Consider the following 25,773-nt stretch of genomic DNA (forward strand, 5'->3'; position numbering starts at 1 on the left):
TTTTAAAAAATAAAAAAGAGTGCTTTTTTGTTAATTATTCAATTTTAATCGCATCATAATATCGGTCTGCTCATCATCTCCTAACTTAAAAATGTGCTTGTCAAAGGGAACAAACCCATTTTTTGTATAAAAACGAATGGCTCTCACATTTTCTTCCCAAACACCTAACCACACATACTCAACGCCTTTTTCTTTAGCAATAGTTATGGCTTTATCATAAAGCAATTGTCCCACACGCTTCCCGTGAAAGGCATTTACAACATAAATACGTTCGATTTCAAGCGCTTTGCTATCTTTCAACTCCGTTTGAGCATCACCAAAATTGATTTTCAAATACCCAATGATTTCATTGTCATGGGTTGCAAAATAGAACTCAGAATCTTTATTATGTAACTCTAAAGTAAGCTTTTCGACAGAAAAACCTTCTTCCAAGTAGTTTTTCATGTTTTCCTCAGAATTGGAATCAGAAAAAGTCTCCTGAAAAGTCTGTCTCCCTATTTTTTGCAATGGAACAATTTCATTAGGCTTTACTTTTGTTATTTCAATAGTCGTCATATATTTATTTTGATGTTCAAATCTAATACTTTTCAGTCTAGTGAATAGTAGTATAACTTATTATCCAAGAAAGAAATTAAACGTATTCTTTCAAAACACTAGCTTCAATATCACTATGTGAGGCATCATAAATGGCTTTTCCTTCCTTTATCAAAATCAATTGAGGCGATTGATGTTGCACGCCAAAACGAGTAGCAATTTCATTCGAAGTCTCACGGTAAGTAATCAAATCCAAGAAATAAGCATCCATAACATCGTGTAAATCAAATTCGTTTTCAAATTGCTTCAAGGCAAATCGACTAATACTACAGCGAGTACTATGTTTGAAAATAAATACGGGCTTTTCATTAGAAAGTGCTGTTAATTCGTCTAATTGTCCCATCAATTGCAACGGAATCCAATTGACTTTACTAACCGACTCTTTTTTTTCTTCTGAACTACCAAATAAGGAATTAAATAGGCTCATTTTGTCTCTTTTTATGTCTTTTTGTCGTTAAATAATACTCAAATTCAAAAATAAACAGTCAAAATGTCCGTAAATTTATAATGGAATACCCTTTGACGCTTTCTCAACAAAAATAAACATTTACAACGAACAATAATCATCAAATCTAACAATCATGAATAGTAACAAATTTACCATTAAATCCCAAGAGGCCATTCAGCACTCCCAACAATTGGTGCAAAGCCTAGGACAACAACAAATAGAAAACGAACATCTCTTTAAAGCTATTTTTGAAGTAGACGAGAATGTAGCGCCATTTCTATTGAAAAAACTAAACGTTAACGTGCCTTTGTTTCTTCAAATTTTAGATAGTCAAATTCAAAATTTCCCTAAAGTAACGGGTGGCGAAATACAATTATCTAGAAGTGCGAACACAGCGCTCAACGAAGCCGAAATTATTGCCAAAAAAATGAATGATGAATTCGTTAGTATTGAGCATTTAATACTGGCTATTTTTGGCTCTAAAAGTAAAGTTGCCCAAATCCTAAAAGATCAAGGGGTAACAGAAAAAGTACTAAAAGCTGCCATAGAAGAATTACGCAAAGGGGAACGTGTAACCTCAGCATCTGCAGAAGAAAACTATAATTCCTTGAATAAATTTGCCAAAAACCTCAACGAATTAGCCAAAAACGGCAAATTAGATCCCGTGATTGGTCGCGATGAAGAAATTCGTCGTGTCCTTCAAATTTTAACTCGTAGAACCAAGAACAATCCAATGCTAGTGGGAGAACCTGGTGTGGGGAAAACCGCCATTGCCGAAGGTTTAGCGCACCGAATCGTAGCTGGTGATGTTCCAGAAAACTTAAAAGACAAAATTGTTTTTTCTCTAGACATGGGCGCGCTAATCGCTGGTGCCAAATACAAAGGAGAATTCGAAGAGCGTTTGAAATCGGTAGTCAAAGAAGTCATTGCTTCTGAAGGAGATATTGTGTTATTCATAGATGAAATTCACACGCTGGTAGGAGCTGGTGGTGGCGAAGGTGCTATGGATGCTGCCAATATCTTGAAACCAGCTTTGGCACGTGGAGAATTGCGTGCGATTGGGGCAACCACTTTGGACGAATACCAAAAATACTTTGAAAAAGACAAAGCATTAGAACGTCGTTTCCAAAAAGTAATGGTAGAAGAACCCGATACCGAGAGCGCCATTTCAATTTTGCGTGGAATCAAAGAAAAATACGAAACACACCACCAAGTACAAATCAAAGATGAAGCCATCATCGCTTCGGTAGAGTTGTCGCAACGATATATTACCAATCGATTCTTACCAGACAAGGCTATCGATTTGATGGACGAAGCGGCTTCTAAGTTGCGCATGGAAATCAACTCCAAACCCGAAGAGCTCGACGTACTCGATCGAAAAATCATGCAGCTAGAAATTGAAATCGAAGCGATAAAACGCGAAAAAGACGAAAGCAAGCTAAAAGTTTTAGGATTGGACTTAGCCAATTTAAAAGAAAACCGCAACGAAATTTATGCCAAATGGAAATCTGAAAAAGATGTGGTAGACAATATTCAGTTAGTAAAAACCGAAATCGAAAACTTCAAACACGAAGCCGAACGCGCCGAACGTGAAGGCGATTACGGAAAAGTAGCCGAAATTCGTTACGGTAAAATCAAAGAGGCACAAGAAAAATTGGCAAAGCTAACGCATCAATTACAGGAAAATCAATCCGGAACTTCTTTGATTAAAGAAGAAGTAACTCGAGAGGATATTGCCGAAGTCGTAGCCAAATGGACCGGAATTCCAGTCATGAAAATGCTACAAGGAGAACGCGAAAAACTATTAAAATTAGAGGATGAACTTCACAAACGTGTCATAGGACAAGAAGAGGCTATCGAGGCGGTGAGCGACGCTGTTCGCAGAAGTCGTGCGGGCTTACAGGATATGAAAAAACCTGTGGGAACCTTCCTTTTCTTAGGAACTACCGGTGTGGGTAAAACTGAGTTGGCCAAAGCCTTAGCCGAATATCTATTCGACGATGAAAATGCCATGACCCGAATCGACATGAGCGAATACCAAGAACGCCACAGCGTGAGCCGATTGGTTGGAGCGCCTCCGGGTTACGTGGGTTATGACGAAGGTGGACAATTGACCGAGGCCGTGCGAAGAAAACCATATTCTGTAATTCTACTAGACGAAATCGAAAAAGCACATCCTGACACGTTTAATATCTTGCTTCAAGTGCTGGACGAAGGTCGATTAACAGACAATAAAGGACGCTTGGCCGATTTCAAAAACACGATTATCATCATGACCTCGAATATGGGAAGCCAAATTATTCAAGATAAATTCGAGAATTTAAAAGGTAGTGTAGAAGCCGCAACCGAAGCTGCCAAAGTAGAAGTGTTAGGTTTACTAAAACAAACCGTTCGTCCTGAGTTCATCAACCGTATTGACGAAATCGTGATGTTTACCCCGCTGACCAACGCCAATATTGCTCAAATTGTAGGCTTACAATTGAAAAGCGTGACTAAAATGTTGGCACAACAAGGCATCACCATGGACGCAACTCCCGAAGCGATAAGCTACTTATCTCAAAAAGGATACGATCCTCAATTTGGAGCCAGACCCGTAAAACGTGTCATTCAACGCGAAGTACTCAACGAATTATCGAAAGAAATTCTGTCTGGTAAAATCACCACCGATAGCATCGTTTTGATCGACGCCTTCGATAACCAACTCGTTTTTAGAAATCAAAGTGAATTGGTATAATAAACTTGATTTTACAATTAAAACCTTTTAGGATAACTCTGAAAACATTTTAAACAGCACCAGTCGAAAGATTGGTGTTTTTTTGTAATTCAAAACACAAGAATTCAAAAATCTACTTAAATTCATGTATTTTTGCTTTTTCTTTTAAAGAAATGTAGTTTTTTATATTTTCTATTTATAACACAGAGTACTAATAATGGATATTGTTAAATTTAAAATCACCCCGAAAACGATTAAAGTAGAAGTTCGTAATTCCAATAATTACGTCTTTAATTTTAATAGTGCGGTGGAAATCGATAAACAAGACCGAGACGTTTTATTAAAATTATACAATGCCTTAGATCTTCTTTTCAAAAAAGAAACTTCTATTGAAACTAAAAATTACATTTCCCCTAATCAAACCAACATCTTAGATCAAATCAAGGAAGTTGGTGCTGCTGATGAAAAATTGTAATTCTTATTTAGATTCAAATAAAAAAAAGGCTGTCTCTAAAATGTAGACAGCCTTTCCTAATTTTAATATAGCCCCCAATCAAAATCTAATATAAATAATTAAGAGCAGTTATGTCGTTACTGTTGAACGCTCCTGTTTCGCTTCCGCTAAAACAAGCTCTCATGTAAGACGTAGCATCATAACCAGAAGGAGTTCCAGGAATTAAAACGGCACCAACACCTGCAGTTCCTTCACTCTGATTAGATCCACAACTCTGACGACTAAACCAATCGGTATGGCGTAAACCTATACAATGCCCAATTTCATGCGCAGAAACGTGTGCATTTACCCCAGTAGAATAGGTGTCCAATCCAGAATATAATGTTATACTGTTGTAAGGCAATCCTCCTGTAGGAAAACCAGCTACCCCACCTGCGGAACCTGTTTGTCTTCTTACTACAATATTAGCACCCGTAGTACTAGAACTAAACGTTAGCGTAAAAGTAATTGACAATCCTAGACTATTATATCTATTTATTGCAGCCTGCAATCCAGCACGCATATTAGTAGATAAAGCACTAGTTCCTGTACCAGTAAGACCAACAACTCTTATGGTTCTTGGTGCAGATACTAAATTATTAGTACGATACTGTTCTGTAGTTATACCACCATGAAGATCCATTTTGTCCAATTGTGCTTTGGTGATAAGAATATCTCCTTCGATTAAAAAGGCATCTTCAGTAGTTCCGTCTAATTTAGTGTTCTTAACCACTTTGACATCTTTGTTGTTCAATGATAGTGAACTAATTTTACCCAATATTTCAGGTGAAATTTGAGTGGCTTCTTGGTTTAATGAATTGGTATCATCTTCTTTGTTGCAAGAGAATAGTGTCACCACAATTAATGACACAGCGAAAATTGTTTTTAATTTTCTCATTTGTTAATATTTTTTAGGTTAGTTAATGGTTTGATTTTGAAGGGGCTATATCAAAACATCAATATCAAATTTAGATATTTTTAGTATTATTAAACCTATAAAAATCATATTTTAACAAAACATTATGATTTTGTTAAGTAAATGTTTATCGATATTTTATAAAAATATGAGCAAAATCAGCAATTGAGAGTAAATAAATAAAAATCAGATCATTAAACACAAAAAAATCAATCTTAAAGATAAAATCGACTAAAACATATTTTTTTATAAAAAATAGAGACGAAAATTAAATTGAATAATCATCTTTCTTTCATAAAAGAAATAACCTTAAGGAACTTGTAGTTGGTTATTGAAATAAAATTAAATAAGTATAATGTTACAAATATTTTAATAACTTTGATTAAAACAGAAAAAGGTAACTCTTTATATAAGAATACAGTAAAATTAGCTTAGTACCTTTTGTATAATAAAAGTTGTAAGCCTCAAACCTTACTTAGTTTTCATTAGATTTAATAAAATGTAAAATGTCCCAAAAATACATGAAAACACGATGCACCTGCCTACTTCTCTTTTTAGTTACAACGATTTGTTTTTCTCAAAACTTCGATAAATGGAAGCAATATCTAGAATACAATAACGAAAAAAGAAGTCAAAAATATTATTTCACAACTTTGCAAAATGCTAATATCTACAAATACAAAGTAGTAAAAAAACTAGACGATAGTTTTTGTATCATCGAAAACAAAAGCGAGACAACTAAAAGATTACCGAAAGAGATAATTGCTACTAATAATCTCTGGAAACTACCTGTAGACTTTTCTATGCACCTGCGAAATGAACAATACGTAATAGCCACTGATGATATACAATCTCTATTGACCGATTTGAAATCAATTTCTCCTATACCAATAGAATATATAAACGATAAATTGGTGAGTATAAAAAGCAATAGTGATAAAATAATACAAATCATTACCTTTACTAGTGTTGTATCAGTAACTCGAGAATCATTTGAACCTAAAACAGAAAGCAAAATTGTAGATCAAAATTTTACAATCAATAATATTACAAAAGCGAATACTTCTTTCCCGCTAATTACAGGGGAAAACCAAATCGTATCTATCAAAGATGATTTCTTCGATTTGAATGATATTGATTTATTGAACAAACATATTTCTTCAACTACACAGTCCACTTCTGTATCAAGTCACGCAAGCTCAATGGCGACAATAGCTTCTGGCCTAGGTAATAGTTCGATTTTAGGAAAAGGAGTTGCCCCAAAGTCAAAAATACAATCCTCTGATTATTTAAAGATATTTCCTGATGACATCAGTACATTCCAAGGTTCGACCACTCAGAATCATTCGTATGGCACCTTAATTGAAAACTTTTATGGTTCTTTAGCCAATGCCTATGATGAACAACTCTTCCTCAATCCTAATATTACTCACTGCTTTTCGTCAGGAAATAAAGGAATCGAAGGTTATAAATCTATTACTGGAAATTTTAAACAATCCAAAAATAGTATCGTGGTAGGTTGTATAGACCAAAATGAAACAATTTTGTCCTTTTCTTCCAAAGGCCCAGCATACGATGGACGAGTAAAACCTGAAGTGGTAGCCTATAGCACACAAGGAACATCTAACGCTACAGCGCTAGTCACTGGAGTAATAACGCTTATGAAGCAACATTATCAATCCAAAAACAACATCGCTTTGACTAATGCACAAACCAAAGCCATTTTAATTAATAGTGCCAAAGATGTTGGGAATATTGGCCCTGACTTTAATTACGGTTACGGAAATATTGACGCCTATAATGCCCTAAAAACAATAAGCGAAAATAGAATAATTAACGGGACTTCAAATCAAACCAATTCACATTTTATAACAATTCCGAATAACATCAAAAATCTAAAAATAACGATGGTTTGGAACGATTTACCCGCAGCGATCAACAGTAATATCAGTTTAATTAATGACCTTGATTTAGAACTTATTGCTCCAAACAACACAACTTATTTACCTTGGATACTTAATGCTGAGGCCCCACAACAACCCGCAACAAGAGGAAAAGATAAAATCAACAACATAGAACAAATTGTAGTAGAAAACCCTACAGCGGGAACGTACACCATTCAAATCAGTAGTAAAACTCTCGCCTCAGTTTCTCAAGATTATAGCATTGCTTATGAATACGAAGTAAACAACCATTTTGAGTGGAATTATCCTTTGCAAAACGATAATTTCCCCTATGATGGAAGAACGATATCTCCTTTCAAATGGACTTCCTCGTTTACGGGAACAACTGGGCAATTATCTATTAGTTACGACGACGGACAAACTTGGGAGATCATTGACAATACTATCGCTCTGGATAATAAACAATTTACATTTACTCAATCTGAGCAAAAATTTAGTAAAGCAAAATTAAAAATGAGAATCGCATCCGTCGATTACCTCTCTGAAACGTTTACTATTTCTTATGATTTAAACATCAATACCTCTTTGGTTTGTGATGGTACAACCGAAATTACTTGGGAAAAACCTAAAAGTGTAGTGGCTTTTAACCTTTATGAATTAATTGGGGATAAAATGCAATTCAAAACCCAAACCACCAATACTTCCTATACTTTTAGCAATGAAAAAACGTTTACTGTAACTCCTCTTTTCGGCAATAACGAAGGGATAAAAAGTGAAGCCACTTTACAATTTCCAGCAAATTCAAATTGCTACTTTGAATTCTCTTTTGCCGAAATTTTTGAAGAAGATAAAATCAAAATAAAAGCAAGTCTTTTCAGCTTATACAACATTAAAAAAATTGAACTTCTAAAAGTTGTCAATACCACTGAAAGTATCCTCGCAACAATTGATAATATCAACTCCAAAGAGTTCTTTTTTATAGATCCAATGCCAACAAAAGGGAATAATAAATATCGAATCAATATCGTTTTGCAAACCGACAAAACCATAAGCTCTTCTGTTCTTGACGCTAACTATCTCGGAAATGATTCCTTTTTTGTGTATCCTACTTTATTGAACAAAAATCAAGAGTTAATCGTAGAAGCCAAAAAAGAAGATCCATCAATATTTTATTTATACAGCTTAAATGGTCAAAATATGATGACTTATCCTTTACTTTCAAAAACTAATACAGTCATTTTAAAAATCAATTCGGTAGGTATTTATGTTTATAAAATAGTAACAAGTACAGGTAAAGCTCAAACTGGAAAAATTGCTGTGTTTTAGGTTTATTAAAAAAATGATTCATAATCAAAAAGTTGTTATAAAAGAAAGGAAAATCAATTCTCTCCCTGTTATAATTTCTAGCTAGATAATTAGCTCTAATACTTCTCATCATTTGTAAACAAAAAGTAAAATGCTTCAAAAAAAGGTGAATTTTATCTAAAATCGAATAGAAATTCAATCAAAAATGTAGTAGTTTAGCTGAATTAAACGACAAAAAACAATAATCAAATTAGCTCTTTAGCTATAACTTTCACTAAACTAAATAATTATATATGGGATCAGGTTTTTTTGCACTTTTAGATGATATCGTAGCAATTATGGATGATGTGGCAGCAATGAGTAAAATTGCGACCAAAAAAACAGCTGGAATTTTAGGAGATGACCTAGCTGTTAATGCCGAAAAAGCTTCAGGATTTGTTTCTTCAAGAGAACTTCCAGTATTGTGGGCCATCACTAAAGGTTCTTTTTTGAACAAACTAATCATTCTTCCAATAGCTTTTGTACTTAGTGCTTTTTCGCCTTTGGCTATTAAAGTAATTTTAGTTTTGGGAGGTCTTTATTTAGCCTATGAAGGCGCGGAAAAAATTTATGAATATTTCTTTCCGCATCATCATCATAAATCCGAGATTTCAATAACACAATCTTTTACAGAAGAAGAAATTCTAGCGCAAGAAAAAGGAAAAATAAAAGCAGCCATCGTTACAGATTTTATCCTCTCTGTTGAGATCGTAATTATTGCTTTAGGAACCGTTTTAGAGAAATCAATTTCAACTCAAATTGCAGTAGTTTCAATTGTTGCTATCATTGCCACTGTCGGTGTATATGGTATTGTTGCGTTAATTGTACGTATGGATGATATGGGATTCAAACTAATACAACTAAGTAGCAAAGAGAATGGCTTTTTGTCCAAAACAGGAAGCTTCTTGGTAAACGCTTTACCTAAAGTCATTAAAAGTTTAGCCGTAATCGGAACTATTGCTTTAATAATGGTTGCTGGTGGAATTTTTGCTCATCAAATCGATTATTTACATCACGTGCTACCACAAGTTCCTAGCTTCATCAAAGAGCCTTTATTTGGCTTAGTATTTGGTGGAATTACACTACTCGTAGTAACAATCATAAAGAAAATTCTGGGTAAAAAATAAATAACATACATATTTTCAATTAATTACAAGTTAGCTTTTGTTTTATTTACAAAATAAAAGCTAACTTTATTTTTTATACTAATTTTAAAGAAGATGGCACAAAAAACTATCGAAACAGATCAAAGTGTGGCTGATTTTATTGAAAAATTTGCCGATTCAGAACAAAAGAAAAAAGACAGCTTGAAATTAGTTGAAATTATGCAGGCTGTTTCTGGTTGCGAAGCTACAATGTGGGGAGCATCAATTATTGGCTTTGGCAAATATCACTATAAATACGAAAGTGGACACGAGGGAACTGCGCCTCTGTTGGGTTTTTCTCCAAGAAAATCTGCAATTTCGCTGTATGTTTTTACCGGACTCGAAGAGCACGAACCGCTTTTAACAAGTTTAGGTAAATTCAAAAGAGGAAAGGCTTGTTTGTATGTTAATAAACTCAACGATATTGATTTGGATCAATTACAAGTAATTATGAAATCCAATATTGAATATTTACAAAAAAGATTTAATTCTTAACGATCAATTCATTATACCCAAACAAATGCAATTCCAAACCAAATCCATCCGTCCCTTTATAGGCTCAAAAAACTACACAGAATCGAGACAATTTTATAAAGAGCTAGGTTTTAATGAAAGTATCCTTTCTACCAATATGAGTTATTTCAGTACTGCTAATTTTGGCTTCTATCTACAAGATGCTTATGTAAAAGACTGGATTGAGAATACAATGGTTTTTATGGAAGTTGAAGATGTAGAAGAATTATGGGAATCATTGAAAGCTTTGCATTTAAATGAAAAGTATCCTACTGCAAAAGTAGTTCCTATTCGCTATCTCGACTGGGGAAAGGAATGTTTTTTACACGATCCTTCGGGTATACTTTGGCATTTTGGAACATTTAATCCTCAATAAAAAGTAAAATCTATTTTCAATTGAACTTCAACAAAACCAATGATAGCTTGATTACAAACCAAACTTTCATTTTCTCTCATTAGAACTCTTTAGAAAAAATAACTACTTTTGCACTCTAAATTTTAAGTTATGCCTAATAAAAAATATAAAATAGCGGTTATCCAATTAAACCTCAACGATGTTGCTGAAAACAACTTAAAAAAATGTTTACATTGGGTTCGAGAAGCTGCAAAACAAGGTGCAGAGGTTATTTCGTTACCAGAATTATATAGCAGTCATTATTTTTGTCAGAGTGAAGACGTGGATAATTTTGCCTTAGCAGAACCATTGTACAGCACTTCATTTATTGCTTTTTCGGCATTAGCCAAAGAATTAGGCGTGGTAATCATTGTTCCTTTTTTCGAAAAAAGAATGGCTGGAATTTACCACAACAGCGCTTATATTATTGATACCGATGGAACCGAAGCAGGATTGTATCGCAAAATGCACATTCCAGACGATCCACATTTCTATGAAAAATTCTACTTTACACCTGGCGATATTGGTTTCAAAGCTTTCCCTACACAAAAAGGAAAAATAGGAACATTAATTTGTTGGGACCAATGGTATCCAGAAGGAGCGAGACTAACTGCTTTGCAAGGAGCTGAAGTATTGTTTTACCCAACCGCAATTGGATGGCATCCTTTAGAAAAAGAACAATATGGCGAAAACCAACACGGTGCTTGGATGAATGTGATGAAAGGTCACGCGGTAGCCAATGGTGTTTATGTAGCAGCAGCCAACCGTATTGGTTTGGAACAATACATCGAAGGAACAGCTGGAATTGAATTCTGGGGTTCATCATTTATTGCAGGACCACAAGGCGAAATTTTAGCACAAGCTTCACACGATAAAGAAGAAATACTAATTGCAGAAGTTGATTTGGATTTACAAGAAAACGTACGTCAGAATTGGCCGTTTTTCAGAGACAGACGAATCGATGCTTTTGGGGACATTACCAAAAGAGCAATAGACTAAATTCAAAAAAGTTCATAAAAAATTAAGCGTCTGAAATTCTAAGAATATTTTACACTTAGAATCTCAGACGCTTTTCTATTGAAAACCTTGAGTTAATTCAATTCAGGCTGGAAAATCTTAACACTTCCATCCCCTTCACTACTTACGATAACCATACTTTTCTTGTTCGGACTTTTAGCAGCAGGAATGAACGTTAGTCCTTCAGGAGCATCACCAGTTTTGATGGCTTGTAAAAGCTTTGGAGCGGCTGGAGAAGTTACATCATAAATCATTAAAGCATCGGCTCTTTCTAGACCCACAAAAAGAATTTGTTTGTTTCCCATTTTGGTTACATAAACCGCCTCAGGTTCTACGCCTTTGTCATCACTTCTATTGTCATCATAAAGTCCCAATTCGTGTGCTTTTTTATCCAATTCATTTTTACTATCAAAAACTAAAGCACCGGTGTTACCATTCCAAATCGAGAATGAACGAGCACCAAAACTTACCAATTCATCAAAATCGCCATCGCCATCTGTATCTCCCATTTTTGTATTGATATTCAAACGTCCCAAAACACCATCCGCTTTCATAGCAGCAGCCGTTGGAAAAACCGTTGGATCCAAAACCACAGAAGAGTGATTGATTCTACGAACATCTACAAAAGCACTGTATTCTCGTGCGTCCCCTTCATTGGCTGTAACCAAATAAGGAATGGAATTACTCTCAAAATTGGCAATCGCATCCGGTTGAAACATCCCTTTCACCTTCCAAGTGGCAAAAGCAATGGCGCCATCTTTATCGCTTACATCTATTGCGTTATCTGCCAAAGAATAGTCTTTATATCCTAATGGAAAAAGTTGTACATTCTTTTTGCCTACCAAATCAATCTTAGCGATTCCATTATTTTCTTGTAAAGTAACCCAAGCCGTTTTTGAGTCCGAAGAAATCGTAATATATTCTGGTTCAATATCGTTAGCAAAACTATTAGAAACACTTGCTATACGAAATCCTTTGGTTTTTAAATCGGAAAGTTGCGTACTGAATTGAGCAAAATTCAAAGTCGTTACAGCATAATTCGCAGCAACATCTATAATCGAAACAGAACCTTCTGGATCCAATGAATAGGTATCATTAGGCTCTCCTTCATTGGCAGTAAGAATAAATTTTCCGTCTGGCGAAAAAGTAATCATATCTGGCAAAGCCCCTACGGTGATTTCTTTAATCAAAGCATAAGTCGAAGTATTAAAAACTACCACTTTCCCCTCCTCCTGTTTATTCGATTTAGATTCTAAAGCCACGGCTAGTTTTCCTCCATAAACTGCAACGCTATTGGCAGCACCATTATAGGTTCCCATATCAATACTGGTTAGCACAACAGGCTTTGTTGGATCTGTCAGATCAATCACATCAATTTTATTAGTTGAGCTGTTGTTTACTGTAAAAAGCCTTTTGGTAGTTTCATCATAAGCACTAATTTCTGCAGCACCAGTACCTCCTATTGTAATCGTACCTACTTCTTTAAACGAAGCTGGATTTTCGTTTACTTCCAATTCTGGGGTATTGTTCTCATTATTGTCGTTTTCACAACCAAAGATCAAAAATAACGCTGCAAACACAGCCAAAGTTTTCTTTATCATTGTTTTAAATTTAATTTTTTCAAAAATAGCACTACAAGAAACCTCTCGCATTATCAAAATATTATCTAATCTTTAAGTAAAAAAAACTTAACAAACACATCAAACGAACCTTTCAAAAATGTATGAAATTGAATTATATTTTAATACTTGGGAATGTTTATCTTTGCCCGAAGTAAAATTGGCATCTATTTATGACTACAACCTCAAGAAGATTCCCAGCAGAATGGGAAAAACAACAAGGAATCCTATTATGTTTTCCGCATAACGGAAAAGATTGGCCTGGAAAATACGAAGCGGTACAATGGGCTTTCGTAGAATTCATCAAAAAAGTAGCCACCTACGAAACTGTTTTTTTGATAGTTGCCGATGAAAAACAAAAAGAGAAAGTCACTGAATTGCTAACAATGGCTACAGTAAATTTAAAGCAGATATCCTTCATCATTCATAAAACCAATAGAAGTTGGATGCGTGATTCTGGTCCAATCATTGTAAAAAATGGCAATCAAAGAGAAGCCTTGAATTTCAATTTTAACGGCTGGGCTAAGTATAAAAACATCAATTTAGACAAACACGTACCGAGTAAAGTAGCTGAACATTTACAGCTTCCCTTAACTCAAGTGACTTACAAAGGAAAACCCGTAATTGTAGAAGGTGGCGCCATTGATGTAAATGGACGTGGCACCTTGTTAACTTCCGAAGAATGCTTGATGCATCCTACGATTCAGGTGCGTAATGAAGGTTTCACCAAAGAAGATTACGAAGCGGTTTTTAAAGAATACTTAGGAGTGACCAATGTCATTTGGCTTGGAGATGGCATCGAAGGTGATGACACGCACGGACACATTGATGATTTGTGCCGATTTGTAAATGAGGACACTATTGTCACCATTATAGAAACTAATCCAGAAGATAGCAATTACAAACCTTTGCAAGACAACTTAAAACGTTTACAAAATGCGAAACTAGAAAACGGACAAGCACCTGTAATTGTCACTTTACCTATGCCTAAACGCATTGATTTTGACGGATTGCGTTTGCCTGCGAGTTATGCTAATTTCTTGATTTTAAACCATTGTGTTTTAGTTCCAACTTTCAATGATACAAATGACAGAGTAGCTTTGAATATTCTTTCAGAATGTTTCCCTGATAGAGAAATCATTGGCATTAGCGCTATTGATTTTATATGGGGATTTGGAACTTTGCATTGCTTGAGTCAACAAATTCCAGAGTAAATACAAATTAAAGAACATAAAAAAACGACTGTTAGATTCCTCTAACAGTCGTTTTCATTTAATATGATAATTGATTATTTTTCTTTGGTAAAAGGAATCACTTGTCCATTTCCAGTAATCACCATATCAAAACCTGTTTTTGCTTCATTGAACTTGAATTTTAATCCAGCCGCAGGAGCCTCAAATGTATTTGTTTCACCAGCTACTTGATTCGCTGTAAAAGAAGGATACCCTGATATTTCAACATTCAAAGCACTATTTTTTTCCGTCAAAGTGATTTTCAAAGGAGCATTCGCCGTAGCATAAACACCTAAATAATCGTCAAGAATCACGTCTTTTTCTAATTTGCCAGTAGCAGCAGTCCAGGTATTATTGGCAGTATTCGAATCTGGAAAAACGTGATCTGGATCAATTACAACGCTTTCTATTTCTTCAGTAGAATTGTGTTTGAATGACCAATCCTTGTTACGTTGCCAAATTTCAACTGGTAATTTCACTCGGCTTACTTTACCACTTTTAGTTTTAATATCTACAACTATTGGCATTGCCATTTTTTCGAAATTCTCAATAGTAATAATGATTCCTTTTTTTGGATCGTTTTTTACATATTTCACTGAATTTAAACCTTGATCCAATCGCCAGTTGTATTGGAACCAACCTCTCCAAAACCAACTCAAATCTTCGCCAGCAACATTCTCCATAGTTCTAAAGAAATCATCAGGAGTAGGATGTTTAAAAGCCCATCTTTCTACATAGGTTTTAAAAGCGGTATCAAAACGCTCTGGCCCTAAAACTTGCTCTCTTAATATCACCAAACCAGAGCTTGGTTTAAAGTAGCACAATACCCCAATGTTTTTCTCTTTCATATTGTCTGGAGAACTCATAATGGTCTCTAGTTTAGGGCTCGTCAACATTTCACTAATTTGGTGCAAATCTGATGGTTCTTCTTTGTATTCCCCTTTATTAAAATCAAGACCACTTAGAGAATTGATAAAAGTGTTAAAACCTTCGTCCATCCAAGCAAACAAACGCTCATTAGACCCAACAATCATTGGAAACCAAATGTGTCCAAACTCGTGATCTGTTACTCCCCATAAATCTCTCCCTTTGGATTCCCATCCACAAAAAACGATACCTGGATACTCCATTCCTCCCTCATTTCCTGCAACATTGGTCGCTACAGGATAAGGATATTCTAACCAACGTTTAGAATAATTTTCGATAGAACCTTTTACGTATTCTGTAGAACGTCCCCAAGCCTCGTTGCCCGCAGACTCAACTGGATATGCGGATAAGGCTAATGCTTTTTTACCGCTAGGCAAATTCATTCTCGCTCCATCTAAAATAAACGCGGGTGAAGAAGCCCAAGACATATCACGCGCATTCTTAATTTGATAATGCCAAGTTTTAGTAGCAGTTGCATTGTTTTTTGCATTTGCATTTACTTCATCGGCAGAACGAATCACCACCGTTTTATCGCTAATCAAAGCTGCTTTATATTGCTTGAATTGCTCTGCAGTATACACTTCAGCTGGATTCAACAACTCACCTGAACACACCACTACATGATTGGCTGGGGCAGTGATTTTAATATCAAAATTACCATACTCTAAATAAAATTCTGAAGCGCCTAAATAAGGATTCGTATTCCATCCGCGCACATCATCATACACACACATACGTGGATACCATTGTGCCATTGTGAAGATCTTTCCGTTTTTTGTTTCCAAAACCCCCATACGGTCAGATCCTTCGTTAGGTGCAATAAAAGAAAACTCTATTTTTAGTTTCACGCTTCCTCCTTTGGCAGCAATAGCTTCTGGAAGAAAAACTTGCATACGAGTATCCGTAACTACAAATTTAACATCGGTTGCCATTTTAGCTTTCCCTGAAATAGCTTTAACCGATTTAATTTTAAAACCCGCGTCAAAAACCTGTCCTTGTCCTCCATTTCTACTTCCTGTCAAAGGAACTAAAGCCGCTCCTCTAGAATCTTGTTTGAACAAATTTTGCTCTAAATTCAACCAAAGAAAACTTAATTTATCAGGACTGTTATTAGTATAAGTAATTTCATCTGTACCTATAACTTCATTGGTGGCATCATTTAATTTAGCTGTCAACTGATAATCAGCACGATTTTGCCAGTAAGTAGGTCCAGGTTCACCACTTGCTGAACGCGTAGAAGTACCGTTTTTGGTATAAAAATGCGGTGCAAACGCATCGTGATAATCGTACTTAGAAACTAGTTCTTTTGTTTCAGCTGGAGCAGGTTGCTGACCAAAAACGGAGAGTACTCCGAAAAAAATGCCCAAGCAAGAAAGCCACTTTGTCTTCATAATATCTATAATTTGTGTTAGTGTAAGCACAAATTAAATGAAAAAATAATTATTTATAACATTACCACGAAACAAATTAAGATAATTCTTAAGGTTTAATGTATTCAGCTTCTCTGTTTATAGGAATATCAATATCTTTACCTTTCAATTATAAAATAAAAAAATCGTGTCTACAATTTCAATAAATAACGACCAAATAACGGCACAGTTTAAAACACTTGGAGCTGAATTATTTTCTTTAAAAGATAAAAACAACAAAGAATTCATTTGGGAAGGCAATCCTAATTTTTGGGGAAAGCACTCCCCTATTTTGTTCCCAATAGTAGGCTCTTTAAAAAACAATACTTTTGAATATAATGACAACTCCTATTCACTACCACGTCATGGATTTGCTCGTGAACTAACTTTTGAAGTAATAGATAAAAAGGAGGACAGCGTTACTTTTTCATTACAATCCAATGAAGAAACGCAAAAAAAATATCCTTTCTCGTTTGAACTTCAATTGAGCTACACCCTAATTGGTCGTTCATTGCATTTAGGATACAAAGTCATCAACACATCGAATACTGTGCTTCCGTTCTCGATTGGTGGACATCCAGCCTTTGCTTTACCAAAAGCATTCGATAGTTACCAATTACAATTTGATGGTTTAGACTCTTTGACTTTTAACTTATTAGAAGAAGGGTTGATTTCGGATCAAACGAAAACCATTGAAATCCCAAATCAACAATTGAATTTGGAGTATCAGTTATTTGAAAATGACGCTTTGGTGTTCAAAAATATATCCTCAAAATCTGTAACAATTTTAGAAGAAAACCAACCCATACTCAAAGTAGATTATTCCGATTTTCCAGATCTTGGCGTTTGGACACCAGTAAATGCTCCTTTTATTTGTATCGAGCCTTGGTTTGGTTATTCAGATACACCAAATAATTCAGGAAAAATATTAGAAAAAGAAGGAATCCAATTAGTGACTCCAAAGACTTTTTTTGAATCAAATTATACAATAACACTTCTTTAAGTAAAAAAATATGTTGACCATAAACTTCTCTCCTTTTCCGAATTTAGAAACCGAAAGACTCATCTTAAGAAGAGTTTTGCCCTCCGATGTTAAAGAAATGTTCAAATTGCGTTCCAATCCAGAAACTATGAAGTACATCCCGAGACCTTTACTTACTAATTATGAAGAAGCTTTGGCACATATTAAAACGATGGATGATAAAATTGAGACTAATGAAGGGATCAACTGGGCCATTACATTAAAAGGTGATGATAAGATGCTAGGAGTTATTGGACATTATCGCATCAAACCCGAACATTATAGAGCCGAAGTCGGGTATATGATTTTACCTGAATATCATGGAAAAGGAATTACTTCAGAAGCAGTACAATGTGTTGTAGATTATGGCTTCAAAACTATGAAATTGCATTCTATTGAAGGGGTAATTGACCCTGAAAATGAAGCCTCAGAGAGAGTCTTACAAAAATGTGGCTTCGTCAAAGAAGCACATTTTAAAGAAAATGAATACTTTGACGGTAAATTTATTGATGCTGTAGTATATTCGAAACTCAATCCAATATAGATATTAAATGGTAAACCAAAAGAAACATAAAAAGATTCTCAGTACTTACGCAATGGTCGTAATGTATTGTTTGGGTCTTTTTTTTTCTTTTACAATGCTAATTTTACAAGAATGGCAACATATTCATTACCAAAATCAGCTTAACCAAACTGACAAATTTCAATTGCTCCATTTTACTACAAAAGAATGGGATGCGAAAGACAATAAAAGAGAGTTTCAGATTAACGGTGTGTACTATGACGTACAGTCCATAAGTTACCAAAAGAATTTGGTCGTTGCCAAAGTGGTAAAAGATGAGCTAGAAAACGAAATCAGACTTTTACTTACACAAACTTTTCAAAAACAAAAATCTATTCCTGCACACAAGAAAAAAGGGCATTTTTTATCCGTACACGAACCTACTTCAACCCAATGGAAAATAGAAAATAGTCCCAAATTTTTTATAACTAAAAATTCGATAAACAATAAAAAAAACATCTGTAATTGGCTTTTAAGTCAAAAACTATTTCGTCCACCCTGCTAGTTTAATTTTAAAATAGATTTTTTATAAAATTAAACCAAAGCAACTATGAAGAAAACAATCACTTTGTTGACTTGTCTATGCTCATTTATGGGCTTTTCGCAAGCAACAAAAGACAGCGTGAATGCTGTTGAATTAAACGAACTAGTGGTTAGCGCTAGACGTTTTGCACAACCTAAAAAGAAAATGACACAGCAATTAGAAACGCTGTCCAAAAAACAAATCGAGTTTCAAAACTTTCAAACCAGCGCTGATGCACTTGCGAATTCTGGAACATTGGCGGTTCAAAAATCACAACAAGGTGGTGGTAGCCCAATCATTAGAGGATTTGAGTCAAGTAGAATCCTATTACTTGTTGACGGAATCCGAATGAACAACCTTATTTATCGTGCTGGACATTTGCAAAACATTATTACCGTTGATAAGAATATGCTAGAAAACATTGATGTGCTCTTTGGCCCTTCCTCTACTATTTATGGAAGCGATGCAATGGGTGGAGCGATTTTTCTTCAAACCAAAAACGCCCGTTTGCTTGAGGAAAATAACAATAAAAAGTTTTCTGGAAACATATTATCTTCTTATAGCACTGTAAACGAAGGCAAATCTGGTCATTTTGATTTTAATTTTGCAGGTAAGCGATGGGCGAGCCTAACCTCTTTTTCTTATAATGAATTTGGAGATTTAAGAATGGGGAAAAACAAAAATGGAAACAATGCATTCTTTGGAGAACGCCCTTTTTATGTAGAAACTAAAAACGGAATTGACACTCAAGTAGCTAACCCAAATAAATATATTCAAAATTTTTCGGGCTATACGCAATATGATTTTATGCAGAAAGTAGTGTTTAAGCAAAATGAAAACACTAAACATCAATTGAACGTACAATATTCAACTACCTCTGATATTCCCAGATACGATCGTTTGACAGATACAAATGCTTCAGGTAAATTAAGATCAGCAGTTTGGAACTACGGACCACAAGACAGATTTTTATCTGCCTATAAACTAGTAAAAAAAGACATTTTTGGTTCTACAACCTTGAACTTGAACGCTAGTTATCAACGAGTAGAAGAAAGCAGGATTACCAGAAGTTTTGGTAGTGCCAATCAAACTTCAAGAATAGAAAAAGTAAACGTGTATGCCTTGACTTCCGATTTTAAAACCAAAATTGGCAAAGGAGATTTGGTATACGGTGCCGACTTTTATTATGATGATTTGCAATCAAAAGGAATTCGCAAAAACATCCTAACTGGTGCAGAATCCGTTACAGATTCCCGTTATCCTGATGGAAAAAACAATACACTTAGAGCCGAAGCATTTGCTTATTTCAATAATGACATTACTGAATTGACAACATTCAATACTAGTTTTAGAGGCGGTTACACACAATTGAATAGCGAAGCAGACACTAATTTTTTCAAACTTCCTTTCACCACTGTAAAACAAGAAAATTTTACCTACAGCGGTGCCATTGGAATTGTTCATAACCCGAACAATAATGTAAAATTAGTTTTCAATTTAGCCTCAGCTTTTCGAGTACCAAATATCGATGATTTGGCTAAAATTTTCGAATCGGTTCCCGGAAGAGTCATTGTTCCTAACCAAAACATAAAACCCGAACAATCCGTAACTGCAGATATGGGAATTACCTTTTGGGAAGGTAAACGCTTTCAATTAGAAAATACCTTCTTTTATACTCGATTGTATGATGCCATTGTAACTTCTCCTTTTACACTTAACGGGCAAAATAGCTTGGTCTATGAAGGACAATTAAGTCAAATTTACGCGAATCAAAATCAAGGAAAAGGCGAAATTGTTGGGCTGTCAACTTCACTAAAATGGTATCTATTCCCAAAATTACTTTTGTATGGTAACTTCAATTATACCAACGGAAGGGTTGAGAATAATTCAGGTAGATTTCCATTAGACCATATTGCACCCACTTATGGAAAAGCAGGTTTAAGTTATGAAGCCAATAAATGGATGGTGGATGCTTATATTTTATACAATGGCAAAAAAAGAGTAAAAGATTATTCTCCAAGCGGAGAAGATAATTTACAATATGCGCCAGCCAACGGTATGCCTTCTTGGGAAACCTATAATTTAAAAGGAGCTTATAAATTATTAAACAATCTTACTGTTTTTGCTGGCGTTGAAAACCTATTAGACACCCAATACAGAACCTTCGCTTCTGGAATAAATGCTGGAGGACGAAATTTTTACCTAGGCGGAAAGTATACGTTTTAAGCTATTGAAACACCAAGTGTTGTACTATTCAAAGATAAAGATTCAACACTTGGTTCTTTTTTATCCTGATTAGGCTAAGAACTTTCCCGAAATTAAATTTATCTTTGCCGCAAATTAAACAAACATGAAAAAAATTGTTGCCTTTATATTTCTTCTAATATTTACCACAAGTTTTGGTCAAACCTATATCAAATTTAATGGTGCAACAGCACTAGTTGGAGTTCCTAATATTGGAGTTGAAACAAGCATTGGAAAAAAATTGACTTTTAGTTTTGATGTAATGGCTTCCTTCTGGAAATCGTTTGATGGTCATCATCCAATGCAATTTTACATCTTTACGCCAGAAGTTCGCTACCACTTTAAAGAAAAATATAAGGGTTGGTATTTTGGTGGACATGCAGGTCCTGATATCTATAAAATTCAGAAATGGAATTATTGGAATACCAATAAATATGAAGAAGGATTCGGATACCATTTAGGAGCTACTATTGGTTACAACTTCAAAATCAGTGAGAAAATAAACCTAGATGCTTTTATAGGCGGTGGATATCATCAAGGGTTTTATAAAGGTTACTACAATGACGGTACGCCAGGACGTTACGATAATATATTCCATCCTGAAAAAAAATGGAACAAAAGTGGAGAATCGCTTCCTTACAGAGGTGGCTTAATGATAACCTACAAATTGAACTAAAATTTTGGCAAGGAACGCAAGTATAACTCCTCAACTTGTTTTCTCGCCCAGTCCGTTTTTCTTAAGAAGGTCAAACTGGATTTCACACTAGGATTCGTGGTAAAACATTTGATTTTTATTAATTCGCCTAATGTATCGAATCCATAAAAATCAACTAATTGCTCAACTATTTTTTGAAGCGTGATTCCATGCAACGGATCGTTTGATTTTTTATTTTCCATACTGCAAATTTATAGCATTTTTCAGAAAACAATTGTGCTTTCATTAATTTGTACCTAAATTTGCCAACCTATGCAAAAAACAGTTAACATACTCAATAAAAGAGCACGCTTTGATTATGAAATAATCGAAACCTATACTGCTGGAATTGTATTAGCAGGAACCGAAATAAAATCCATTCGTTTAGGTAAAGCTAATATCACCGAAAGCTTTTGTGAATTCAACAACAATGAATTGTTTGCTATTAACACTTACATTGAAGAATATGCTTTTGGCAACCAATTCAATCACAAAGCAAGAAGCGAGCGTAAATTATTATTGAACAAAAGAGAATTAAAAACGCTAGCCAGAAGCGTACAAGCAAAAGGACTTACTATTGTTCCCTTAAAGTTGTTTACCAATGAAAAAGGAATGGCAAAGCTGCAAATAGGTCTTTGTAGAGGAAAGAAAAATTACGACAAAAGAGAATCCCTGAAAGAACAAGATACTAAACGCGATTTGGATCGAATTAAAAAAGCTTTTTAATATTTTACATTCAAAAAAGTATTCATTAACCATAATCGCTAATTCCACATATAAACCATTAAAAAACAACCAATTACAAAATACTAATTATTTATTATGTATATCATTTATCTTGTTAAGTTGCGGTAGTAACACAACCATCATAAACAGTTGGAAAGCCCCATGAGACCTCCATTAAAGAAGAACAATTAAAAAAAGCACTATTTCTAGCGTTGGTCAAAGACGAAGCCACTCGTAGAACAACTGAAAACAGAATTGCCTCTGCCAACCCAATTTTTAAAACTTCCAAGCAATATTTAAATGGGAGCATTTTACAACTAACCAACGAACAAAAGCTTAAATCCTTAAAGACAAAAACTTTGATGATGTATTGACTATGCACTTAGTGAGTACCGAAAAAGAAACTAATTTGGACTGGAACAACCAAATCATCTTATATATCAGACATAGCTGTGGATGAAATTATGAAAACACTTTATAAACAAATGATTAAAGATAGTTCTGTTTCTAAAAAGCAAACACGATACAACTAAAAAAAGGTTTTGAAGCTAGTTTCAAAACCTTTTTTTCTTTTAATTTTTATCTTCTAACAAAGGAACAAATCGAAACTCTCCAAACTCGTGCTTTTCAAATTGAGTGGCATTTTTCCGAATTAACAATGTCATTATTTGAACCTCTTCACCTAAAGGAATGACTAACCTACCTCCTATCTTCAACTGAGCCATTAAAGGTTTTGGAATAATAGGTGCGCCGGCCGTTACAATTATACTATCAAAAGGTGCATGCAGTGGCAAACCTTTATAGCCATCGCCAAAAGACAAATGCTTGGGTCTTAAGCCTAATTTAGGAAACAATACTGAGGTCTTCTTAAACAATTCATTCTGACGTTCTACACTGTACACTTTTGCTCCCATTGTACACAAAACTGCCGTTTGATATCCTGAACCCGTACCTATTTCTAATACTTTGTCATCTTTTTTAACCTCCAATAATTGGGATTGAAAAGCTACAGTGTACGGTTGCGAAATCGTTTGGCCAGCTCCGATAGGAAAAGCCTTATCTTGGTAGGCATAATCCTCAAAACTAGAATTCAAAAAAAGGTGTCTTGGTATCTTACTTATTGCATCTAACACGTTCTTATCAGTTATTCCTTTTTGTTGCAAAAGGCTTACTAATTGATTCCGAAGTCCTTGATGTTTGGCAGTATCTTTCAAATCTAAAACAAATTATTTCGGTAAAAATAAACTAAAAATTCAAATTCCAAATGAAAAAGAAACCCAAATAAAAATTAGCTTTTTTTAATAAAAAGAGGCTTTAATTTGGAATTGTAAAAATTGGAATTTCTCATTAAATTGTTATTTTTGTAGAAAGAACATTCTTATGCTAAAAATTGGAGTATTGGGTGCTGGTCACCTAGGAAAAATACATTTGCGTTTGTTGCAACAATCAGAAAAATACGAGTTGGTTGGTTTTTATGATGAAAATCTAGAAAATGGCCAAAAAATTGAAAAAGAATTTGGCTACAAACAATTCAAAACTATCGCTACTCTAATTCATGCTGTTGATGTCATAGATATCGTTACACCAACGCTTTCTCATTTTAAATGTGCCAAAGTTGCCATCAAATCTGGAAAACATGTCTTCATAGAAAAACCTATTTCTAATACCGTTGACGAGGCTCTTGAAATTATCGCTTTAGCCAAAGAAAATAATGTCAAAGGACAAGTGGGTCATGTTGAACGATTCAATCCTGCATTTATCGCTACCAAGAACATGATTGAAAACCCAATGTTTATTGAAGCCCATCGATTGGCTGAGTTCAATCCTCGTGGGACAGATGTTCCTGTTGTACTCGATTTAATGATACACGATATCGATGCTATTTTAAGTGTGGTACAATCCAAAGTAAAACATGTAAGTGCTAGTGGTGTATCTGTTATTAGTGAAACACCAGATATTGCCAATGCAAGAATTGAATTTGAAAACGGTTGTGTAGCCAATTTAACAGCCAGCCGCATATCAATGAAAAACATGCGTAAATCAAGATTTTTTCAAAAAGACGCTTATATATCAGTTGACTTCTTAGAAAAAAGATGCGAAGTAGTCAAAATGAAAGATGCTCCAGAAGTTCCTGGTGATTTTGATATGATTTTACAAAATGCAGAAGGTGTAAAAAAACAAATCTATTTTTCTAATCCAGAGGTAGAACAAAACAATGCTATTTTAGACGAATTAAATTCTTTCGCAGACGCCATTAACAACAATACTACCCCAGTTGTTACTTTAGAACAAGCAACAGAAGCCCTACGTGTAGCCTATCAAATTATTGATTGCTTTAAAAAATAATACTACCAATAAACAAATAATTTAAAACAAAGCTTGAAGTTGTATACCATAACTTTGAGCTTTTATATTTCAACAAAAACTTATGAAAACAATAGCTGTTATAGGTTCAGGAACCATGGGTAACGGAATTGCCCACACTTTTGCACAAAGCGGATTTACAGTAAAATTAATTGATGTATCTGAAAAAGCATTAGATAAAGGAATGGCAACCATCGCTGCCAATTTGGACAGAATGGTAAGCAAAGGCACCATTACAGAAGAAGACAAAGCCAAGACTATTACCAATATTATTACGTATACAGACATCAAAGACGGAGTAGTGGGTGTAGACTTAGTGGTAGAAGCCGCTACAGAAAACGTAGAGCTAAAACTAAATATTTTCAAGCAACTGAATGAAGTTTGTTCCCACAACACTATTTTAGCAACCAATACTTCTTCTATTTCAATTACGCAAATCGGAGCTGTGGTAAGTCATCCAGAGCGCGTTATCGGTATGCATTTTATGAATCCAGTGCCTATTATGAAATTAGTTGAAATCATTAGGGGGTACAATACATCTGATGAGGTTACCGAAATTATCATGAAATTATCTGAAAAACTAGGAAAAGTGCCTGTTGAGGTAAACGATTACCCTGGTTTCGTAGCGAACCGAATTTTAATGCCCATGTTAAATGAAGCCATTGAAACTTTGTACAATAAAGTAGCAGGCGTTTACGAAATAGATACGGTAATGAAACTTGGTATGGGGCATCCAATGGGACCATTACAATTAGCTGATTTTATTGGTTTGGATGTGTGTTTAGCCATTTTAAATGTAATGTACGAAGGATTCAAAAATCCAAAGTATGCGCCTTGCCCATTATTGGTCAATATGGTGCGCGCTGGAAAACTAGGAGTAAAATCAGGAGAAGGATTCTATGACTATAGTGAAAGTAAAAAAGCAGAAAAAATTTCAAAAATGTTTTTGTAATTTTTTATTCCCTAAAAAT

24 protein-coding genes are annotated in these 25,773 nt (G+C 34.7%); 16 read left to right on the top strand and 8 right to left on the bottom strand.

The window, feature by feature from the left end:
• Positions 1-30: 30 nt before the first annotated feature.
• Together WFZ86_RS09595 and ytxJ are read right to left on the bottom strand one after the other, a co-directional pair.
• A complete protein-coding gene (locus WFZ86_RS09595; protein WP_342691738.1) occupies positions 31-555 on the bottom strand; it encodes a GNAT family N-acetyltransferase in 525 nt (174 codons plus the stop codon).
• A gap of 76 nt (positions 556-631) precedes the next feature.
• Complete coding sequence (ytxJ, locus tag WFZ86_RS09600; protein ID WP_342691739.1) at positions 632-1,021, bottom strand: bacillithiol system redox-active protein YtxJ; 390 nt, start codon at positions 1,019-1,021, stop codon at positions 632-634.
• Positions 1,022-1,175: 154 nt separating this feature from the next.
• Between ytxJ and clpB the strand changes: the two genes are divergently transcribed.
• Positions 1,176-3,776 carry an ATP-dependent chaperone ClpB gene (clpB, locus tag WFZ86_RS09605; RefSeq protein WP_342691740.1) on the top strand — a complete coding sequence of 867 codons (2,601 nt, stop codon included), beginning with the start codon at positions 1,176-1,178 and terminating at the stop codon, positions 3,774-3,776.
• A gap of 196 nt (positions 3,777-3,972) precedes the next feature.
• Entirely contained in the window at positions 3,973-4,230 is a 258-nt protein-coding gene (locus WFZ86_RS09610) for a hypothetical protein (protein ID WP_298294218.1), read from the top strand.
• An 85-nt stretch (positions 4,231-4,315) separates the two neighbouring features.
• Here the strand turns inward: WFZ86_RS09610 and WFZ86_RS09615 are convergent, their stop codons facing one another.
• Complete coding sequence (locus tag WFZ86_RS09615) at positions 4,316-5,146, bottom strand: M57 family metalloprotease (RefSeq protein WP_298294215.1); 831 nt, start codon at positions 5,144-5,146, stop codon at positions 4,316-4,318.
• A gap of 539 nt (positions 5,147-5,685) precedes the next feature.
• Here WFZ86_RS09615 and WFZ86_RS09620 point away from each other — a divergent pair.
• The 5 genes from WFZ86_RS09620 (at position 5,686) to WFZ86_RS09640 (ending at position 11,463) form a co-directional block, all read left to right on the top strand.
• Positions 5,686-8,394, top strand: a complete 2,709-nt coding sequence (locus WFZ86_RS09620) for a S8 family serine peptidase (RefSeq protein WP_342691741.1) — start codon at positions 5,686-5,688, stop codon at positions 8,392-8,394.
• A gap of 272 nt (positions 8,395-8,666) precedes the next feature.
• Positions 8,667-9,539, top strand: a complete 873-nt coding sequence (locus WFZ86_RS09625) for a DUF808 domain-containing protein (RefSeq protein ID WP_342691742.1) — start codon at positions 8,667-8,669, stop codon at positions 9,537-9,539.
• A gap of 93 nt (positions 9,540-9,632) precedes the next feature.
• Positions 9,633-10,052, top strand: coding sequence for a DUF1801 domain-containing protein (locus tag WFZ86_RS09630; RefSeq protein WP_342691743.1), 420 nt, complete (start codon positions 9,633-9,635; stop codon positions 10,050-10,052).
• A gap of 25 nt (positions 10,053-10,077) precedes the next feature.
• Complete coding sequence (locus WFZ86_RS09635; RefSeq protein ID WP_342691744.1) at positions 10,078-10,446, top strand: VOC family protein; 369 nt, start codon at positions 10,078-10,080, stop codon at positions 10,444-10,446.
• A 129-nt stretch (positions 10,447-10,575) separates the two neighbouring features.
• Positions 10,576-11,463 carry a carbon-nitrogen hydrolase gene (locus WFZ86_RS09640; protein WP_024980785.1) on the top strand — a complete coding sequence of 296 codons (888 nt, stop codon included), beginning with the start codon at positions 10,576-10,578 and terminating at the stop codon, positions 11,461-11,463.
• Between the two features lie 92 nt (positions 11,464-11,555).
• Here the strand turns inward: WFZ86_RS09640 and WFZ86_RS09645 are convergent, their stop codons facing one another.
• Complete coding sequence (locus WFZ86_RS09645; protein ID WP_342691745.1) at positions 11,556-13,082, bottom strand: choice-of-anchor I family protein; 1,527 nt, start codon at positions 13,080-13,082, stop codon at positions 11,556-11,558.
• A gap of 191 nt (positions 13,083-13,273) precedes the next feature.
• On the opposite strand from WFZ86_RS09645, the gene WFZ86_RS09650 reads away from it, so the two are divergent.
• Positions 13,274-14,314 carry an agmatine deiminase family protein gene (locus WFZ86_RS09650; RefSeq protein ID WP_342691746.1) on the top strand — a complete coding sequence of 347 codons (1,041 nt, stop codon included), beginning with the start codon at positions 13,274-13,276 and terminating at the stop codon, positions 14,312-14,314.
• Between the two features lie 74 nt (positions 14,315-14,388).
• Here WFZ86_RS09650 and WFZ86_RS09655 read toward each other — a convergent pair whose 3' ends face one another.
• Positions 14,389-16,650 (bottom strand): M1 family metallopeptidase, encoded by a 2,262-nt coding sequence (locus WFZ86_RS09655; RefSeq protein WP_342691747.1) that lies wholly within the window; start codon positions 16,648-16,650, stop codon positions 14,389-14,391.
• Between the two features lie 166 nt (positions 16,651-16,816).
• Here WFZ86_RS09655 and WFZ86_RS09660 point away from each other — a divergent pair, with 166 nt between their 5' ends.
• The 5 genes from WFZ86_RS09660 (at position 16,817) to WFZ86_RS09680 (ending at position 21,694) form a co-directional block, all read left to right on the top strand.
• The gene (locus WFZ86_RS09660; protein ID WP_342691748.1) at positions 16,817-17,671 is read left to right on the top strand and encodes an aldose 1-epimerase family protein; all 855 of its coding nucleotides are present in this window, start codon (positions 16,817-16,819) and stop codon (positions 17,669-17,671) included.
• 10 nt (positions 17,672-17,681) lie between these two features.
• Positions 17,682-18,233, top strand: coding sequence for a GNAT family N-acetyltransferase (locus tag WFZ86_RS09665; protein ID WP_342691749.1), 552 nt, complete (start codon positions 17,682-17,684; stop codon positions 18,231-18,233).
• A 94-nt stretch (positions 18,234-18,327) separates the two neighbouring features.
• A complete protein-coding gene (locus WFZ86_RS09670) occupies positions 18,328-18,756 on the top strand; it encodes a hypothetical protein (RefSeq protein ID WP_342691750.1) in 429 nt (142 codons plus the stop codon).
• A gap of 45 nt (positions 18,757-18,801) precedes the next feature.
• Positions 18,802-21,000: a TonB-dependent receptor plug domain-containing protein gene (locus WFZ86_RS09675; RefSeq protein WP_342691751.1), complete on the top strand. Its 2,199-nt coding sequence runs from the start codon at positions 18,802-18,804 to the stop codon at positions 20,998-21,000.
• A 124-nt stretch (positions 21,001-21,124) separates the two neighbouring features.
• On the top strand, positions 21,125-21,694 hold the full coding sequence (locus WFZ86_RS09680) for a DUF3575 domain-containing protein (protein WP_342691752.1): 570 nt from the start codon (positions 21,125-21,127) through the stop codon (positions 21,692-21,694).
• On the opposite strand, the gene WFZ86_RS09685 is transcribed toward WFZ86_RS09680, so the two are convergent.
• Positions 21,691-21,915, bottom strand: a complete 225-nt coding sequence (locus WFZ86_RS09685) for a VF530 family protein (protein ID WP_342691753.1) — start codon at positions 21,913-21,915, stop codon at positions 21,691-21,693. The two genes, WFZ86_RS09680 and WFZ86_RS09685, sit on opposite strands and share 4 nt — an antisense overlap.
• A gap of 70 nt (positions 21,916-21,985) precedes the next feature.
• Here WFZ86_RS09685 and smpB point away from each other — a divergent pair, with 70 nt between their 5' ends.
• Positions 21,986-22,438: an SsrA-binding protein SmpB gene (smpB, locus tag WFZ86_RS09690; RefSeq protein ID WP_342691754.1), complete on the top strand. Its 453-nt coding sequence runs from the start codon at positions 21,986-21,988 to the stop codon at positions 22,436-22,438.
• 115 nt (positions 22,439-22,553) lie between these two features.
• On the opposite strand, the gene WFZ86_RS09695 is transcribed toward smpB, so the two are convergent.
• Both WFZ86_RS09695 and WFZ86_RS09700 read right to left on the bottom strand, forming a co-directional pair.
• Positions 22,554-22,748 (bottom strand): hypothetical protein, encoded by a 195-nt coding sequence (locus WFZ86_RS09695; RefSeq protein WP_342691755.1) that lies wholly within the window; start codon positions 22,746-22,748, stop codon positions 22,554-22,556.
• 262 nt (positions 22,749-23,010) lie between these two features.
• Positions 23,011-23,652 carry a protein-L-isoaspartate(D-aspartate) O-methyltransferase gene (locus WFZ86_RS09700; protein ID WP_342691756.1) on the bottom strand — a complete coding sequence of 214 codons (642 nt, stop codon included), beginning with the start codon at positions 23,650-23,652 and terminating at the stop codon, positions 23,011-23,013.
• Positions 23,653-23,818: 166 nt separating this feature from the next.
• Here WFZ86_RS09700 and WFZ86_RS09705 point away from each other — a divergent pair, with 166 nt between their 5' ends.
• Together WFZ86_RS09705 and WFZ86_RS09710 are read left to right on the top strand one after the other, a co-directional pair.
• Positions 23,819-24,784 carry a Gfo/Idh/MocA family protein gene (locus WFZ86_RS09705; RefSeq protein WP_342691757.1) on the top strand — a complete coding sequence of 322 codons (966 nt, stop codon included), beginning with the start codon at positions 23,819-23,821 and terminating at the stop codon, positions 24,782-24,784.
• Positions 24,785-24,866: 82 nt separating this feature from the next.
• Positions 24,867-25,754 (top strand): 3-hydroxyacyl-CoA dehydrogenase family protein, encoded by an 888-nt coding sequence (locus WFZ86_RS09710; protein ID WP_315173368.1) that lies wholly within the window; start codon positions 24,867-24,869, stop codon positions 25,752-25,754.
• Positions 25,755-25,773 lie beyond the last annotated feature (19 nt).

It is taken from the genome of Flavobacterium polysaccharolyticum, assembly GCF_038739875.1.
GTDB lineage: Bacteria > Bacteroidota > Bacteroidia > Flavobacteriales > Flavobacteriaceae > Flavobacterium > Flavobacterium polysaccharolyticum.

Bases quoted from the DNA above. Each gene is read 5' to 3' on its own strand.
- WFZ86_RS09665 (WP_342691749.1), top strand. From the start codon at position 17,682: ATGTTGACCATAAACTTCTCTCCTTTTCCGAATTTAGAAACCGAAAGA.
- clpB (WP_342691740.1), top strand. From the start codon at position 1,176: ATGAATAGTAACAAATTTACCATTAAATCCCAAGAGGCCATTCAGCAC.
- WFZ86_RS09620 (WP_342691741.1), top strand. From the start codon at position 5,686: ATGAAAACACGATGCACCTGCCTACTTCTCTTTTTAGTTACAACGATT.
- WFZ86_RS09610 (WP_298294218.1), top strand. From the start codon at position 3,973: ATGGATATTGTTAAATTTAAAATCACCCCGAAAACGATTAAAGTAGAA.
- smpB (WP_342691754.1), top strand. From the start codon at position 21,986: ATGCAAAAAACAGTTAACATACTCAATAAAAGAGCACGCTTTGATTAT.
- WFZ86_RS09685 (WP_342691753.1), bottom strand. From the start codon at position 21,915: ATGGAAAATAAAAAATCAAACGATCCGTTGCATGGAATCACGCTTCAA.
- WFZ86_RS09675 (WP_342691751.1), top strand. From the start codon at position 18,802: ATGAAGAAAACAATCACTTTGTTGACTTGTCTATGCTCATTTATGGGC.
- WFZ86_RS09625 (WP_342691742.1), top strand. From the start codon at position 8,667: ATGGGATCAGGTTTTTTTGCACTTTTAGATGATATCGTAGCAATTATG.
- WFZ86_RS09710 (WP_315173368.1), top strand. From the start codon at position 24,867: ATGAAAACAATAGCTGTTATAGGTTCAGGAACCATGGGTAACGGAATT.
- ytxJ (WP_342691739.1), bottom strand. From the start codon at position 1,021: ATGAGCCTATTTAATTCCTTATTTGGTAGTTCAGAAGAAAAAAAAGAG.
- WFZ86_RS09645 (WP_342691745.1), bottom strand. From the start codon at position 13,082: ATGATAAAGAAAACTTTGGCTGTGTTTGCAGCGTTATTTTTGATCTTT.
- WFZ86_RS09640 (WP_024980785.1), top strand. From the start codon at position 10,576: ATGCCTAATAAAAAATATAAAATAGCGGTTATCCAATTAAACCTCAAC.
- WFZ86_RS09595 (WP_342691738.1), bottom strand. From the start codon at position 555: ATGACGACTATTGAAATAACAAAAGTAAAGCCTAATGAAATTGTTCCA.
- WFZ86_RS09695 (WP_342691755.1), bottom strand. From the start codon at position 22,748: ATGCTCCCATTTAAATATTGCTTGGAAGTTTTAAAAATTGGGTTGGCA.
- WFZ86_RS09635 (WP_342691744.1), top strand. From the start codon at position 10,078: ATGCAATTCCAAACCAAATCCATCCGTCCCTTTATAGGCTCAAAAAAC.
- WFZ86_RS09705 (WP_342691757.1), top strand. From the start codon at position 23,819: ATGCTAAAAATTGGAGTATTGGGTGCTGGTCACCTAGGAAAAATACAT.
- WFZ86_RS09680 (WP_342691752.1), top strand. From the start codon at position 21,125: ATGAAAAAAATTGTTGCCTTTATATTTCTTCTAATATTTACCACAAGT.
- WFZ86_RS09615 (WP_298294215.1), bottom strand. From the start codon at position 5,146: ATGAGAAAATTAAAAACAATTTTCGCTGTGTCATTAATTGTGGTGACA.
- WFZ86_RS09655 (WP_342691747.1), bottom strand. From the start codon at position 16,650: ATGAAGACAAAGTGGCTTTCTTGCTTGGGCATTTTTTTCGGAGTACTC.
- WFZ86_RS09670 (WP_342691750.1), top strand. From the start codon at position 18,328: ATGCTAATTTTACAAGAATGGCAACATATTCATTACCAAAATCAGCTT.
- WFZ86_RS09630 (WP_342691743.1), top strand. From the start codon at position 9,633: ATGGCACAAAAAACTATCGAAACAGATCAAAGTGTGGCTGATTTTATT.
- WFZ86_RS09650 (WP_342691746.1), top strand. From the start codon at position 13,274: ATGACTACAACCTCAAGAAGATTCCCAGCAGAATGGGAAAAACAACAA.